17 protein-coding genes are annotated in these 13,247 nt (G+C 62.5%); 7 read left to right on the top strand and 10 right to left on the bottom strand.

Features of this window, described 5'->3' with window-relative positions:
* The first annotated feature begins 43 nt into the window (after positions 1–43).
* A complete protein-coding gene (locus VCB98_RS05560) occupies positions 44–484 on the top strand; it encodes an acyl-CoA thioesterase (RefSeq protein ID WP_346050910.1) in 441 nt (146 codons plus the stop codon).
* A 43-nt stretch (positions 485–527) separates the two neighbouring features.
* Here VCB98_RS05560 and VCB98_RS05555 read toward each other — a convergent pair whose 3' ends face one another.
* The 10 genes from VCB98_RS05555 to fabD form a co-directional block, all read right to left on the bottom strand.
* Complete coding sequence (locus VCB98_RS05555; protein ID WP_346050909.1) at positions 528–881, bottom strand: PilZ domain-containing protein; 354 nt, start codon at positions 879–881, stop codon at positions 528–530.
* A complete protein-coding gene (gene holB, locus VCB98_RS05550) occupies positions 878–1,936 on the bottom strand; it encodes a DNA polymerase III subunit delta' (RefSeq protein WP_346050908.1) in 1,059 nt (352 codons plus the stop codon). The genes VCB98_RS05555 and holB overlap by 4 nt, the downstream gene beginning before the upstream one ends.
* Entirely contained in the window at positions 1,929–2,582 is a 654-nt protein-coding gene (gene tmk / locus VCB98_RS05545) for a dTMP kinase (RefSeq protein WP_346050907.1), read from the bottom strand. The genes holB and tmk overlap by 8 nt, the downstream gene beginning before the upstream one ends.
* Positions 2,575–3,621, bottom strand: coding sequence for an endolytic transglycosylase MltG (mltG, locus tag VCB98_RS05540; RefSeq protein WP_346050906.1), 1,047 nt, complete (start codon positions 3,619–3,621; stop codon positions 2,575–2,577). The genes tmk and mltG overlap by 8 nt, the downstream gene beginning before the upstream one ends.
* Entirely contained in the window at positions 3,618–4,442 is an 825-nt protein-coding gene (gene pabC / locus VCB98_RS05535; RefSeq protein ID WP_346050905.1) for an aminodeoxychorismate lyase, read from the bottom strand. The genes mltG and pabC overlap by 4 nt, the downstream gene beginning before the upstream one ends.
* On the bottom strand, positions 4,439–5,791 hold the full coding sequence (locus VCB98_RS05530; protein WP_346050904.1) for an aminodeoxychorismate synthase component I: 1,353 nt from the start codon (positions 5,789–5,791) through the stop codon (positions 4,439–4,441). The genes pabC and VCB98_RS05530 overlap by 4 nt, the downstream gene beginning before the upstream one ends.
* A gap of 32 nt (positions 5,792–5,823) precedes the next feature.
* Positions 5,824–7,068, bottom strand: a complete 1,245-nt coding sequence (fabF, locus tag VCB98_RS05525) for a beta-ketoacyl-ACP synthase II (RefSeq protein ID WP_346050903.1) — start codon at positions 7,066–7,068, stop codon at positions 5,824–5,826.
* Positions 7,069–7,158: 90 nt separating this feature from the next.
* Entirely contained in the window at positions 7,159–7,401 is a 243-nt protein-coding gene (gene acpP, locus VCB98_RS05520) for an acyl carrier protein (protein WP_346050902.1), read from the bottom strand.
* Positions 7,402–7,632: 231 nt separating this feature from the next.
* A complete protein-coding gene (gene fabG / locus VCB98_RS05515) occupies positions 7,633–8,361 on the bottom strand; it encodes a 3-oxoacyl-ACP reductase FabG (protein WP_346050901.1) in 729 nt (242 codons plus the stop codon).
* A 47-nt stretch (positions 8,362–8,408) separates the two neighbouring features.
* Positions 8,409–9,359, bottom strand: a complete 951-nt coding sequence (fabD, locus tag VCB98_RS05510; RefSeq protein WP_346050900.1) for an ACP S-malonyltransferase — start codon at positions 9,357–9,359, stop codon at positions 8,409–8,411.
* 338 nt (positions 9,360–9,697) lie between these two features.
* On the opposite strand from fabD, the gene gspG reads away from it, so the two are divergent.
* The 6 genes from gspG to gspL form a co-directional block, all read left to right on the top strand.
* Entirely contained in the window at positions 9,698–10,147 is a 450-nt protein-coding gene (gene gspG / locus VCB98_RS05505; protein WP_346050899.1) for a type II secretion system major pseudopilin GspG, read from the top strand.
* A gap of 8 nt (positions 10,148–10,155) precedes the next feature.
* The gene (gene gspH / locus VCB98_RS05500; protein ID WP_346050898.1) at positions 10,156–10,704 is read left to right on the top strand and encodes a type II secretion system minor pseudopilin GspH; all 549 of its coding nucleotides are present in this window, start codon (positions 10,156–10,158) and stop codon (positions 10,702–10,704) included.
* Positions 10,701–11,186 carry a type II secretion system minor pseudopilin GspI gene (gspI, locus tag VCB98_RS05495; protein WP_346050897.1) on the top strand — a complete coding sequence of 162 codons (486 nt, stop codon included), beginning with the start codon at positions 10,701–10,703 and terminating at the stop codon, positions 11,184–11,186. Before gspH ends, gspI begins: the two co-directional genes overlap by 4 nt.
* The gene (gene gspJ, locus VCB98_RS05490) at positions 11,183–11,824 is read left to right on the top strand and encodes a type II secretion system minor pseudopilin GspJ (protein ID WP_346050896.1); all 642 of its coding nucleotides are present in this window, start codon (positions 11,183–11,185) and stop codon (positions 11,822–11,824) included. The genes gspI and gspJ overlap by 4 nt, the downstream gene beginning before the upstream one ends.
* Positions 11,821–12,753, top strand: a complete 933-nt coding sequence (gene gspK, locus VCB98_RS05485; RefSeq protein WP_346050895.1) for a type II secretion system minor pseudopilin GspK — start codon at positions 11,821–11,823, stop codon at positions 12,751–12,753. The genes gspJ and gspK overlap by 4 nt, the downstream gene beginning before the upstream one ends.
* Positions 12,754–12,777: 24 nt before the next feature.
* The coding region (gspL, locus tag VCB98_RS05480) for a type II secretion system protein GspL (RefSeq protein ID WP_346050894.1) at positions 12,778–13,247 on the top strand (470 nt) is incomplete at its 3' end.

Below are 13,247 nucleotides of genomic sequence, written 5' to 3'. Positions count from 1 at the left end.
GGGAGGGAAAGCCCTCCCGACAACAAGATAAAAGGAGATGGGGATGTACTGGGAAGATCCACCAAAAGATAGAGAGGCCGCGGTGCGAACCTTGGCCATGCCCAAGGACACCAATGGCCTGGGTGACATTTTCGGCGGCTGGATCATGTCTCATGCCGACGTGGCTGGCGCGATACTGGCCTATCGACGTGCGGCTGGCCGCGTGGTCACCGTGGCAGTCAACGACGTCAAATTCTTGCGGCCGGTATTTGTCGGTGACGTGGTGAGTTTCTACTGCGATGTAGCCAAGGTTGGCAATTCATCAATAACGGTGGAGATCACGATCTTTTCTGAGAGAAATGACGGTGGTGTGGCCCGCCATGTCCGCGTAGCCACCGCCTCGATCACCTATGTTCACATTGATCTGGACGGACGTCCGCGCCCCGTCCCTCAGGGCGAGGATCAAAAACGTCCCAGGAAAGACCCGGACGGGCGACCCAGCTAGGTTTCCCTACCAGAGAAAGGCCGCTAGTGGCGGCTTGCGAACGTCACATGGTGTGTGTGGGGCGATCAGCACCCAAGGCACCGGCAAGGTAGGTTTCGATTTTACTCTGGGTTTTCCCGCCGTCCTTGTCCGAGAACTGCACGCCAATGCCGGCCACGCGCTTGCCGCCGGCACCCCGTGGCGTTACCCAGACAACCTTGCCGGCCACGGGTATCTTCTCGTTGTCATCCATCAGGCTCAGCAGCAGAAACACTTCGTCACCCAGGCGATAGGGTTTACTGGTGGGGATGAACAGACCGCCATTCTTCACGTAACTCATATAGGCCACGTAAAGGGCACTTTTGTCCTTGATAGTCAGGGTCAGGATACCCTGTTGTGGCCCCTTGGCTGCACTCATGCCCTTGCCTCACTATGTTTTGCCCGTTGAGTGGGCCGACTGGCCGCATACCACCGCCCCAGCAGGGACTCGATCAGCAGCTGCGGATTGGCACTATCGGCCCGGCGCTCGGCGTCATCAAGCGCCTGATGGAGTTCATGTGCTGCCTTCCAGTCTATTGCCTTCAGTAGCTTTTGCAACTCGGCATTGTCGTCATCCAGCAGTGGACTGGAGAACCCGGGCCCCGCCTGACCACGACGAATCAGGGCTTCCAGCCAGATTCGCCACCATTGAAGCAGTGCCGTCAATTCCTGTTTACTCAAGCGCTCGGCTGCGGCAACCAGCGACTCGCGGCCGCTGGCCACTGCCAACAGGGCCCCACTGCTCTCCCGCGCGCGGCCCAGGCCACCGCTTTCAAGCCAGGACAGGGCGGCCAGCGGGCTGCCATCTGCCATTGCCAGCGCCTCGGCCCTGTCCGCTTCCGTCGCCTGGGTTTCCTGAAGGGGTTGTTTCAGCAACCAGGCCAGGGCCTCGTCCCTGGTGGGACGAGGCAGCTCCAGCACCTGGCTCCGACTGCGGACGGTAGCCGGCAAGCGACCCGGCAAGGCACTTATCAACACCATAACGGTATTGCCTGGCGGCTCTTCCAGGGTCTTGAGCAGGCTGTTTGCGGCACCGGTGGTCATGCGTTCTGCCGGTTCAATCAACGCGTGCTTGCCACTCTCGCTGCTCGCGGTCAGAGAAAGCCACTCAGTCAGCTGCCGAAGCTGGTCAATAAGGATGTTGCGGCGCTTGGCCTCGATCCCCACTGAACGATAGTCGGCATGACTGCCGGCCAGGAACTGCCGACAGCCATCACATTCGCCACAGGCGGTTCCCTGGGCGCGAGGATGGCGGCATAGCCGTGCCTGGATAAAGGCTTCAGCGAACAGGCGCTTTCCTACCCCCCTGGGCCCGCTCAACAGCAGGGCATGAGGCATGCGCCCCTCTCGATGGTGACGCATCAGCCGCTCCCAGGCTTGATGCTGCCAGGGCAGCGGCTCACGTGTTGAAGGATGCTCCGGCGCTTCACCCATGGCTGCTGGGGCTCCCCGTTTTCAACCAATCTTCGAGAGTGTCGCTGAGGCTGGACTGCACCGAATCCAGGGGGCGATCGGCATCAACCACTCGGAAGCGTGCCGGCTCCTGGCGAGCACGGGCCAAATACGCCTGGCGAATTCGTTCGAAGAATGCCCGTTGTTCGGATTCGAATCGATCCCGATCCCCGCGCCGATCGGCGCGCGAAAAGCCCACCTCCACCGGCGCATCCAGCAAGAGGGTGAGATCAGGGCGGAGACTGCCCTGGACCCAGCTCTCGAGCCAGGCCACCGGCTGCTCCCCGAGGCCACGGCCGGCACCCTGGTAAGCATAGGTGGCATCAGTGAAACGGTCACACAGCACCCACTCCCCCCGGGCCAGGGCAGGCCTCACCACCTCCTCAAGGTGGCTGTCACGGGCCGCAAAGATCAGTAGCAATTCCGCCCGGTCGGTGATCGGCGCGCTGTCGCGATTGAGCAAGAGTTCGCGGACGGACTCGGCAAAGCGGGTGCCGCCGGGTTCACGGGTGCGAAGGACGGAAATACCGCGCTGCTCCAGCCAGCTCGCTATGAAATCCATATTGGAGGACTTGCCAACGCCCTCCCCCCCTTCCAGGGTAATGAATCGCCCTGCCCCGTCAGTCATTGCCCTCTCCACCCAGGTCTATGTCCTCGCCCAGTTGATACTTTCGAACCGCGCGATTGTGTTCCCGGAGCGTCGGCGAAAAGTGATGGGTACCATCATTGCGGGAGACGAAATACAGGTATTCACCCACTTCCGGGTGAACTGTGGCCTCCAATGCGGCACGCCCCGGCATGGCAATGGGGGTGGGTGGCAAGCCATGCCGAGTGTAGGTGTTGTACGGTGTGTCCGTGCGAAGGTGCCGATACCGCAATCGCCCCTCGAACTCCCCTTCCGGCAGGCCATAAATAACGGTGGGGTCGGTTTGCAGGCGCATTCCCTCGCGCAGACGCCGAACGAAAACACCGGCGACCTTGCCGCGCTCACCGTCAGCGCCGGTTTCCCGCTCGACGATGGAAGCCAGGATCAATGCCTCGTAGGGATCGTCCAGTGGCAGACCGCCATCCCGTTGCGACCAGACCGACTCCAGGGTTTCCTCCATCGCCCGATGAGCGCGGGTCAAGATCTGGCGGTCGCTGGTCCCGCGAGGGAAAACGTAAGTGTCCGGGAGGAACCAGCCTTCGGGATGCAGGGCTGCAGAGCCGATCGCTGCCATGACGTCTTCGTCAGACATGCCCTCAAGGGTATGTTCCACTGCCTCATGACGGGCAAGGGCTTGGCGCATTTGCCGGAAGGTCCAGCCTTCCACCAAGGTGAAGCGGTACATGACCACATCGCCACGCTCCAGGCGCTCAACCAGCTCGGGCAGGGTCATGCCAGGTTCGATCCGGTATTCACCGGCACGGATATTACGCCCCTGACCGCTGATGCGGGACCAGTAACGTACCCGCTCGGCATCGGCAATAATGCCCTCACTCTCCAGTTGGCGGGCAAGACGCAGAAGATTGTCGCCCCGCTCGACAACAACCGTCTGACTCGTCTCCACCGCCAGTGGCCGGGACTCCAGTTCCTGCCATTGCTGCCACAACCAGGCCGCCAATGCCGCAGTCAGCAGCAACAGCACCCCAAGGCCCGGCAACACTATATGCCGGAACCATTTCAATTTTCCTGCTCCAGAATCCGCTGCAGTTGGCATGTCAGCTTACCCGGCTCCCATTGTTTCTGCTGTCCGTCCACGTCCAGGCTGACTACTGGTCGAATGCCCATCACGCTGTTGCACATGAAGACCTCGTCCGCCTCAAGGATATCCTCGGGACGAATCTCGCTCACCTTGCTCGCAATGTCCAGAGCGGGCGCCCGTTCCAGAACCAGCCCGCGGATGATTCCGGCCACCCCGGCCCCCCTCAGCTCAGGGGTAATCAGTTGACCAGCCCGCACAATGAAGATGTTGGATGATACGCCCTCCACCACGCGACCGTCGCGATCCAGCAGCAGACCTTCGTCACAGGACCTACTATCCACTTCGCGTCGGGCCAGAATCTGCTCCAGCCGGTTGCAGTGTTTGACGCCGGCCAGGGCAGGCTGTTCACTGAGCCGCAATTTGCAGGTCGTGACAGAAAGCTGCTCAGGCAAGCCGGTCGGCCAGGGCAGGCAGGCGCTGTAGCGGGTCAGCTCTGGCGCAGAGGCCCGGGCATACCCTCGGCCTGCCTTACCGGCGGTAACAATCAGCTTCAAGACGGCCTCGTCATGCCCGCTGGCCAGGCTGGTCAGCTCACGCTCCAGTACTCGACGCTCGGGCCGGGGTAGGCCCAGTCGCTCACACCCCCATTCGAGACGGTCCAGATGCCGTGTCAGCCGCAGCGCACGGCCAGAGCGGACGGCAATGGTTTCGAACAGGCCATCGCCGAACTGTAAACCCCGATCCAGGCCGCCGGCAGGCAATGGCTGCCCATTGCAGTACCAGACGTGGCTCGCACCACTCATGAGCCCGGCTCCAGCGCCAGGACCATACCCCGAGCCTTGGCGCGGGTTTCCTCCAGTTCCCTGTCCGGCACGGAATCCGCAACAATCCCGCCTCCCGCAAGCAAACGAAGGTCACGACCCTGGCATTCCATAGTCCGGATCAGGATGCTGCTGTCCATGCTGCCATCGCGATTGATGTAACCCAGACTGCCGGTGTAAGCACCACGCGGCCGGGCCTCCAGTTCCGCAATGATTTCCATGCAGCGGACCTTGGGACAGCCGGTGATGGTCCCACCCGGAAAGACAGCCTGGAGAATCTCCCCCGGGCTGACCGAGTCGGCGACTCGGCCACGCACATTGGAAACGATGTGGTGCACATGGGCATAACTCTCCAGCACCATCAGCTCATTGACCTCGACCGTTCCCGGCCGACAGATCCGCCCCAGATCATTCCGTTCCAGATCGATGAGCATGATGTGCTCCGCCCGCTCCTTGGGGTGGCCGATCAGCTCCGACCGTAGGGCATCGTCCTCACCGGCCAATTGCCCCCGGGGTCGTGTACCGGCGATGGGACGGGTATTGACCCAGTCGTCCCGGCGGCTAACAAGGCGCTCCGGCGAGGAGCTGATGATGGCCTGGTCGCCACGCACCGCCAGACCGGCAAAGGGGCCCGGATTGGTCCGACGCAGACGCCGGTACACATCCTGGGGCCGGACATCCTCCGCCAGCTGCCCACGCCAGGCCCGGGAAAGATTGGCCTGAAAGATGTCCCCATCGTGGATGTAGTGCCTTGCACGCTCTACCGCCCGACAATACAAACTCGGGTCTTCCTCTACCAGATTGGCACCGAGTAACTGTTCGGGTTCCGCTTGCCGGGGCTGAGCCTGGGCGGCGTCACGGCATATTTCTGCCAGGTTGTCCTCCTGGCCGGGTTCGGCTACGGCCCAGGCCGCCTGTTGGCCGTGATCAATGATCACCGCCGCCGGAACACGGGCGGCCCATGCCCTGGGCATATCGCCATCTGAAGGCAGATTCAGTTTCGGCTCGACCACGCCCGCCATCTCGTAAGCCAGATAGAAAAACCAGCCACCAGTGAACGGCAGGTGACTGGTCGTGGCGGACAGGCGCTCCTGCCGCCAGGCCTCGTCCAGGCGCTGGAAAAAATCGTCCGGGTCGGCACCGGCAGGACAGCTAATGCTGTCGCCGGGGAAGGCAAACAGAATGGAGAAACGACCGTTGTCGCCACCCGCCGCTTCGGCACGGGCAGCGCTTTCCAACAGAAAGGGATAGCGCGCGGGCTGCGCTTCGTGCATCGCCAGAAGGTCTGGTATCACCTCCAGACGGCGTTGCAGATGGACCGCATCATGCATGGATCACCCGCCCCTGACGCGGACCTGGGTTTTCAGTCCAGCTTGCGGAATACCAGCGTACCGTTGGTGCCGCCAAACCCGAAAGAGTTGGACAGAGCCACATTGATCTGGCGTTCCTGAGGTTCGCCCGGCACATAATTCAGGTCGCAGCCTTCATCCGGGTTCTCAAGATTGATGGTCGGCGGTGCCACCTGGTCCCGAATGGCAAGGACGCTAAAGATGGCTTCCACACCGCCTGCCGCACCCAGAAGGTGGCCGGTCATGGATTTGGTGGAACTGACCGCGATATCTCGGGCGTGGTCACCCAGCAGGTCCTTGGTGGCCTGGGTTTCGGCCAGATCACCCAGCTTGGTGGATGTGCCGTGGGCGTTCACGTAGTCCACTTCCTGCGGGTTGATACCCCCGTCCTTGAGGGCGTTTTCCATGCAGCGACGGGCACCCTCGCCGTCTTCCGGCGGTGCGGTCATGTGGTGGGCGTCGCCACTCATGCCGAAACCGGCCAGTTCTGCGTAAATCTTGGCGCCCCGCTTGCGGGCAATTTCGTATTCCTCAAGCACCAGCACGCCGGCACCGTCGCCCAGCACGAAGCCGTCACGATCACGATCCCAGGGGCGGCTGGCCTGTTCCGGTTCTTCATTGCGGGTCGACAGGGCGCGAGCCGCGCAGAAGCCGCCGAGACCCACCGGGGTGGTACCCATCTCTGCCCCACCGGCCACCATGGCATCCGCATCCCCGTAGGCAATTGCCCGTGCGGCGATACCGATATTGTGAGTTGCCGTGGTACAGGCCGTGACCAGGGCCAGATTCGGACCCTTGAGGCCGTACATGATGGACAGATTCCCGGAGATCATGTTGATGATGGTCCCGGGAACGAAGAAGGGGGAAATGCGTTTGGCACTGCCGTTGTCGAGCCAGGTCTTGTGGGCCTTTTCAATGCCATCAAGCCCGCCAATGCCCGAACCCACGGATACGCCGATCCGCTCGGCATTGTCGTCGCTCACTTCCAGGCCGGAATCCCGCATGGCCTGAATGGACGCCACCATGCCGTAGTGGATGAAGGGATCCATCCGTCGGGCGTCACGCTTGTCGAGATATTCCGAATGATCGAAACCCTTGACCTCGCCGGAGAAGCGGGTGGGGAAATTGCTCACATCAAACCGGGTAACCGGCCCGATACCACTCTTTCCGGCCAGGATGTCGGACCAGGCGGATTCCACGGTGCTACCCACCGGAGAGACAATCCCCAGACCCGTGACGACAACGCGACGTTTAGCCAAGCTTCACCTCATGCGGACGGCGGTGCATTCAGAAGCAGCCCCGGCGGCTCCCGCCAGGGCTGCTTCCCGGAAGACGAACGACGAACTGACTCAGCTGTCGCTGAGATGCTCGTTGATGTAATCGATCGCCTGCTGGACGGTGGTGATCTTCTCGGCCTCTTCGTCCGGAATCTCACACTCGAATTCTTCTTCCAGGGCCATCACCAGCTCGACGGTGTCGAGGGAGTCGGCGCCCAGATCATCCACGAAGGAAGCTTCGCTCTTGACTTCCTCTTCCTTAACGCCGAGCTGTTCGACGACGATCTTCTTAACACGTTCCTCAATGCTGCTCATCGTTCAAAAGTCCTCCCGATGGAAACTGGAGACCCCCCGAGACCGACCCTGTCGGCGCTTGCAAGAGGCCTGAACTCATACGGGGGTGCCATCCGGCGCCCCCGTCACTGCGGCGGCTATTGTAGTTAAAACATCCATCCCATGCCACACCGTTCCGAAAATTGCTTAAATACCTTGATAATTCAGCAGCTTAGCGTCGGCCTCGGCGTTTGAATGCCGGCGTCGGGACGGTCAATCCATATGCAGCCCGCCGTTGACGTGGATGGTTTCCCCGGTGACATAGGCCGCATCAGGCGAGACCAGGAAGCGTACCGCACCGGCAATATCCTCCGGCTGTCCCAGCCGGCCCAATGCCACATCGTTCAACATGGCTTCACGCTGGGCTTCGGGCAGACCCCGGGTCATGTCCGTCTCAATGAAACCGGGGGCCACCGTATTCACGGTGATATTCCGCGACCCGACTTCCCGCGCCATGGCCTTGCTGAAACCCACCACGCCGGCCTTGGCAGCGCAGTAATTGACCTGTCCGGGATTGCCGGTAAAACCGACCACGGAGCCCACATTGACGATCCGCCCTTCCTTGGCTTTCATCATCCCGCGCAGCAGGGCCTTGCTCAGACGGAATATGCCGCTGAGGTTGGTCTCGATAACCTGATCCCATTCATCGTCCTTCATCCGCATCATCAGGTTGTCGCGGGTCACCGCGGCGTTGTTGACCAGAATCACCGGGGCTCCCTCTTCCTTGAGATCGGCCAGAAAGGCCTCAATCGACTCCTTGGAGGATACATCCAGCACCGCGCCCCGGCCTCGATCGCCCAGCGCCTCCCCGATGGCGTTGGCGCCCTTCTCGGAGGTGGCAGTCCCGATCACCCGGGCGCCGGCCTCGGCCAGGCTGGTGGCAATGGCGCGGCCAATGCCACGAGAGGCGCCGGTGACGACTGCGAGCTTTCCATCAAGCATAGTGACTCCCGTTATTTCAGTTCTCGATCATTTAGAAAAAGCAAAAATCAATCCGAGCCATTCTCACCGGAGAGGGCCTCAAGGGCTTTGTCCAGGGATTCAGGATCCATGACCGGGTGCGCCGGCATGCGGCGATCAATTCGCCGGTTCAGGCCACACAAGACCTTGCCCGGACCGGCTTCCACCACCGCTTGAATGCCCCGCTCCTGCATGGCCTCAATGGTCTCCACCCAGCGTACCGGGTGATTGAGCTGCGCCACCAGGGCATCACGAATACCACTGGCATTGTGTTCAACTTCCACGTTGAAGTTGTGAATCACCGGCACTGCAGGCATTTCTATGGCCACATCAGCAAGCCGCTTGGCCATGGCCTCGGCGGCCGACCCCATCAAACGGCAATGAGAAGGCACGCTCACCGGCAGCGGCATGGCGCGCTTCGCGCCCGCCGCCTTGGCCTCGGCAATGGCCCGCTCCACGGCGCCTTTGTGTCCCGCGATCACCACTTGGCCCGGGGAGTTGAAATTAACCGGCTCCACCACTTCCTCATCGGCCGCCTTGCCACAGACTTCCGCCACCTGGTCATCGTCCAGCCCCAAAATCGCCGCCATGGCACCGCTACCCTCCGGGACGGCTTCCTGCATGGCCTGCCCGCGGAACTGGACCAGTTTTACGGCTTCATCGAAAGCCAGGCTGCCGGCGGCCACCAGGGCTGCGTACTCGCCCAGGCTGTGTCCTGCCATGAGGTCCGGCTGGGGACCGCCCCGGCCTTGCCAGACCCGCCAGACGGCCACCCCGGCGGTCAGCAGTGCCGGCTGGGTCCATTCGGTCCGGTTAAGCTGCTCCTCCGGCCCCTCCTGGGACAGTTTCCAGAGATCAGCGCCGAGGGCGTCGGAGGCTTCGGTAAAGCTGTCACGGACCTCTGGATAGGTCTCGGCCAATTGCTTGAGCATGCCCACGGACTGGGCACCCTGGCCGGGAAAGATCATGGCGAAGGACATGGCCTGCTCCTGCATGGTTCTGAAAAATGGATGGATTGCCCTGATTGTCACGCCCCTGGTCGAGCCCGCAGCCTCTCCCCAGGCGGCTCTTCGTGCGTGGCAAGGCGAAGCCAAATAGTATAGCCGTGCCGGGGGGATTTGCGCGAGGCCTGCCCCAGGCGGAACTCGGCCTGACGGCAGCACTCGAATTTCATGGAGGGCCGCATACGGGGGCTAGTCACCGGGGCCCGTAACTGCGCTATCATGGCGCTTTGTGAAAATCATCGTCGGCGGCCCATGGGGGTCCGGGGCCGGCGGCGGAGTACCAACGTCAGACTTTACAGGAATCGGTAACAGCCATGTCCAATCGTTTCGCCGCCTTGTCGCAACGTTCCGGTAATCGGGGGTTTACGCTCATTGAAATCATGGTGGTGGTGGTGATTCTCGGCATTCTCGCCGGGATCGTCATGCCCCGCATCATGGACCGTCCGGACGAGGCCCGTATTGCCAAGGCCCGTCAGGATATCCGTGCCATCGAGCAGGCGCTGCAGCTCTACCGGATGGATAACCACAACTACCCGAGCACCGATCAGGGCCTGGAAGCCCTGGTGAGTGAGCCCAGTGGCTCCCCGGAGCCGGTCAACTGGCGCGGTTACATGGATCGGCTGCCTACCGATCCCTGGGGCCGCGAGTATCGTTATGTCCACCCGGGTCAGCACGGAGAATTCGACCTCTATTCCCTTGGCCGCGACGGCCGCGAAGGGGGTGAAGGGGTGGACGCCGTGATCGGCAACTGGGATATCGACTGAGCCACACGGTGGACTTCAGACACACAGCGTCCCGAGGATTCACCCTGATCGAGGTGATGGTGGTGATGGTCATCATCTCGGTGGTGGTGGCCATCGGCATGATCTCCGTGGACCGGCTCAGCCAGCACGATCCCGCCGATGAAGAACGGGAGCGGCTGGAGGCGCTGCTGCAGCTGGCTGCCGACCGGGCCATGATTGAAGGGGCGGAATACGGCCTCCATTTCAGCACCCGGGCCTTTCGCTTCCTGCGCTTCGTTGACGGAGCCTGGGTAGAGGCGGACCGGGATGAGTTCCGCCGGCGGGAGTGGCCGGACGGGTTGCAGCCCGAACTGCGAATCGAAGGCCGCCAGGTTGATCTGGCCCTCTATGACGAAGACGAATCCCAACCGCAGATCCTGCTCATGGGCACCGGAGAGATGACACCCTTTCGCCTGATCCTTCGCCATCGCAGCGATGTGGATGGTGTCGTGCTTGAAGGTCAGCCCCATGGCCGCCTGCGCAATTGGCGTGAAGAGGATGGCGAGCCCAGGGATCAGGACCGGCGGGTGCGCCGATGAGAACGGCGCGTGGCTTTACCCTCCTGGAGGTCCTGGTTGCCCTGGCGGTGGTCGCCATCGCCCTGACCGCCGTGCTGGCCAATTCCGGCACCACGGTCAGCCAGGCCGCCCAGCTTCGGGATACCAGCATTGCCCAGTGGGTGGCGGAGAACCGCATCGCCGAGCTGCGCCTGGAAGGTGCCTGGCCCTCCACCGGCCGCACCGAGGGCAATGAGGACATGGCCGGCCGGGAATGGCATTGGACCATGGAGGTCGAGAATACCCAGGACGATGATCTGCGCCGGATTCAGGTCCGGGTGAGAACCGACCGGGATGCCGAAGGCAGCGTGGCCACCGTGCTGGGCTTCATTGGTCGACCCCAGGAAATCCAGGGTATTCCACGCTTCATTCCCTCGGTGCCGCCGGACCCGGATTACGACCCGGACGAGGATAATGGCGGCGGCACCCCGCCACCGCCTCCAACCGGGGGGCGCTCAAGATGATTATGGGTGGGCGACGACAACACCGGGGCTTTACCCTGTTCGAAATCATGGTGGCGATCGCCATTTTTGCCATTCTCGGGGTCATGACATGGACGGCAATGGCCGGCATGGTGCGCCAGCAGGAGCTGACCACCACCGCCATGGAGCGCTTCCGGGCCGTGCAGCAGACCATGACCCTGCTGACCCGGGACCTGGAGCAGATCCGCCCCCGGCCCATTCGTGGCGCCTCGCATGGCGACTTCGAGCCCGCCGTCTCCGGGGGCGGCTACATGGAAACCCAGCTCGAATTCACCCGTGGCGGTGTTCGCAACCCCCTCCAGCAGCCCCGGGCCAGCCTTCAGCGGGTTGGCTGGGGCCTGGATGGTGACACCCTGACCCGCTTTGCCTGGCCGGTACTGGACCGGGCGCCGGACACTCAGCCACTGGTGATGCCGCTTCTGGAAGACGTGGTCAGCTTGCAGGTGCGCTTCCTGGATCCCGGCGGGGAATGGCAGGATGACTGGCCGCCGGCGGCCGCGGGTTTCCAGGCCGATCCCTTTCTCATGCCACGGGCAATGGAAATCATCATTGAGACCGAGGACATGGGACGCCTGCGGCGCGTCATGGAAGTCCCCGGCGTGATGGGGAGGATGGAATGAGGCGTCAGCAGCGGGGCGTGGCCCTGATCACCGCTCTGGTCGTGGTGGCCATTTCCGCGGTGATAGCCGCCGACCTGGCCTACCGGACCTTCCTCGACCGGCACAGAACCGAGGCGGTATTGCACGTGGGCCAGGCCCATCAATACCTGCGAGGGGCGGAAGACCTCGCCGGCCACCTGCTGCGCCGGGCGAGCATGGAGCTGGAACACCACAGCCTGGATCAGCCCTGGGCCGACGAGATCCCGCCCCTGCCAGTGGACGGCGGGCAGATCCTGGCCCGCATGGAGGACCGCCAGGGCCGATTCAATCTCAACAATCTGGTCCAGGCCAATGGCCATGTAAACGAGGCGGCCTACCAGCAGTTCCGCGTCTTGCTGGAAACACTGGAGCTGGACCCGGAGCTGGCCGACCCGGTGGTCGACTGGATCGATTATGACCAGGAGCCACGGGGCATGATGGGGGCCGAAGACGGCACTTACCTCGGCTTTGATCCCGCCTATCGGGCAGGTAACCAGGGCTTTCAGAGCGTGACGGAGTTGCGCCTGGTCGCCGGCTTCCAGGACCCGGAAGTCTTCGAGCAGATCGCGCCCCATGTCACTGCCCTGCCGACCGAAGACGACAATAGCTGGATCAACGTCAACACGGCCACTGCTCCGGTGTTGCGATCACTGGCCGCCAACCCCGATGAGGCGCAGGTGGACCGGATACTGGAGGTGCAGGAAGCTGGTGGATTTGAATCCGTGAGTGACTTCCATGACATCTTTGGACCGCCGGTGCGGGATGGACTGGCCGTGGATGTGGTCAGTTCCTACTTCTGGCTGGTGGCAAGGGCCGATATTGGAACCACCTCCCCCACCATGTACAGTTTGCTGTTTCAGGATGAGAGTGGTGCCGTGGCATCAGTCTATCGAAGTTTTGGATCCGAATGAGCCGCTTGTCGGCAGGTAACTGGAATGACTGAAACCCTGGTAATACGTTTTTCCGATCCCGCGGATGAGCGGGTCGAAAGTTTCCTGATTGATGGCCAGGGCCAACGCCTGGGCACGCCAACCGTCCAGAACCTGGCCGATTGCGCCGAGATGGCCGAGGGCCGCCGGGTGATTGCCCTGCTGCCGGGCGAGAGCGTGACGCTGCTGGATGCGCACATTCCCACCCGCAAATACCAGCGAATGCTGCAGGCCGCGCCCTGGGTGCTGGAAGATCAACTGGCCCAGAATGTGGAGCGCCTGCACTTTGCCATTGGACCCCGCCAGGAAGATGACCGGGTCCGGGTCGCCGTGGCCGCCCATGAATGCATGCAGGCCTTGACCGAACGCTGCCAGAAAGCCGGTTTGCTGCTTGCCGGTATCCTGCCGGATTTTCTCGCCCTGCCCCGAAACGAAAACGAATGGACCCTGCTGATTGATGGCGAGCGGGTGCTGCT

Origin of the sequence: Natronospira elongata (assembly GCF_034931365.1) — a bacterium.
GTDB classification, from domain to species: Bacteria; Pseudomonadota; Gammaproteobacteria; order Natronospirales; family Natronospiraceae; genus Natronospira; species Natronospira elongata.
Note: the sequence above shows the minus strand (reverse complement) of the source record. Positions and strands in the feature narration are given on the sequence as shown.

Bases quoted from the DNA above. Each gene is read 5' to 3' on its own strand.
- VCB98_RS05560 (WP_346050910.1), top strand. From the start codon at position 44: ATGTACTGGGAAGATCCACCAAAAGATAGAGAGGCCGCGGTGCGAACC.
- VCB98_RS05555 (WP_346050909.1), bottom strand. From the start codon at position 881: ATGAGTGCAGCCAAGGGGCCACAACAGGGTATCCTGACCCTGACTATC.
- holB (WP_346050908.1), bottom strand. From the start codon at position 1,936: ATGGGTGAAGCGCCGGAGCATCCTTCAACACGTGAGCCGCTGCCCTGG.
- tmk (WP_346050907.1), bottom strand. From the start codon at position 2,582: ATGACTGACGGGGCAGGGCGATTCATTACCCTGGAAGGGGGGGAGGGC.
- pabC (WP_346050905.1), bottom strand. From the start codon at position 4,442: ATGAGTGGTGCGAGCCACGTCTGGTACTGCAATGGGCAGCCATTGCCT.
- VCB98_RS05530 (WP_346050904.1), bottom strand. From the start codon at position 5,791: ATGCATGATGCGGTCCATCTGCAACGCCGTCTGGAGGTGATACCAGAC.
- acpP (WP_346050902.1), bottom strand. From the start codon at position 7,401: ATGAGCAGCATTGAGGAACGTGTTAAGAAGATCGTCGTCGAACAGCTC.
- fabG (WP_346050901.1), bottom strand. From the start codon at position 8,361: ATGCTTGATGGAAAGCTCGCAGTCGTCACCGGCGCCTCTCGTGGCATT.
- fabD (WP_346050900.1), bottom strand. From the start codon at position 9,359: ATGTCCTTCGCCATGATCTTTCCCGGCCAGGGTGCCCAGTCCGTGGGC.
- gspG (WP_346050899.1), top strand. From the start codon at position 9,698: ATGTCCAATCGTTTCGCCGCCTTGTCGCAACGTTCCGGTAATCGGGGG.
- gspI (WP_346050897.1), top strand. From the start codon at position 10,701: ATGAGAACGGCGCGTGGCTTTACCCTCCTGGAGGTCCTGGTTGCCCTG.
- gspJ (WP_346050896.1), top strand. From the start codon at position 11,183: ATGATTATGGGTGGGCGACGACAACACCGGGGCTTTACCCTGTTCGAA.
- gspK (WP_346050895.1), top strand. From the start codon at position 11,821: ATGAGGCGTCAGCAGCGGGGCGTGGCCCTGATCACCGCTCTGGTCGTG.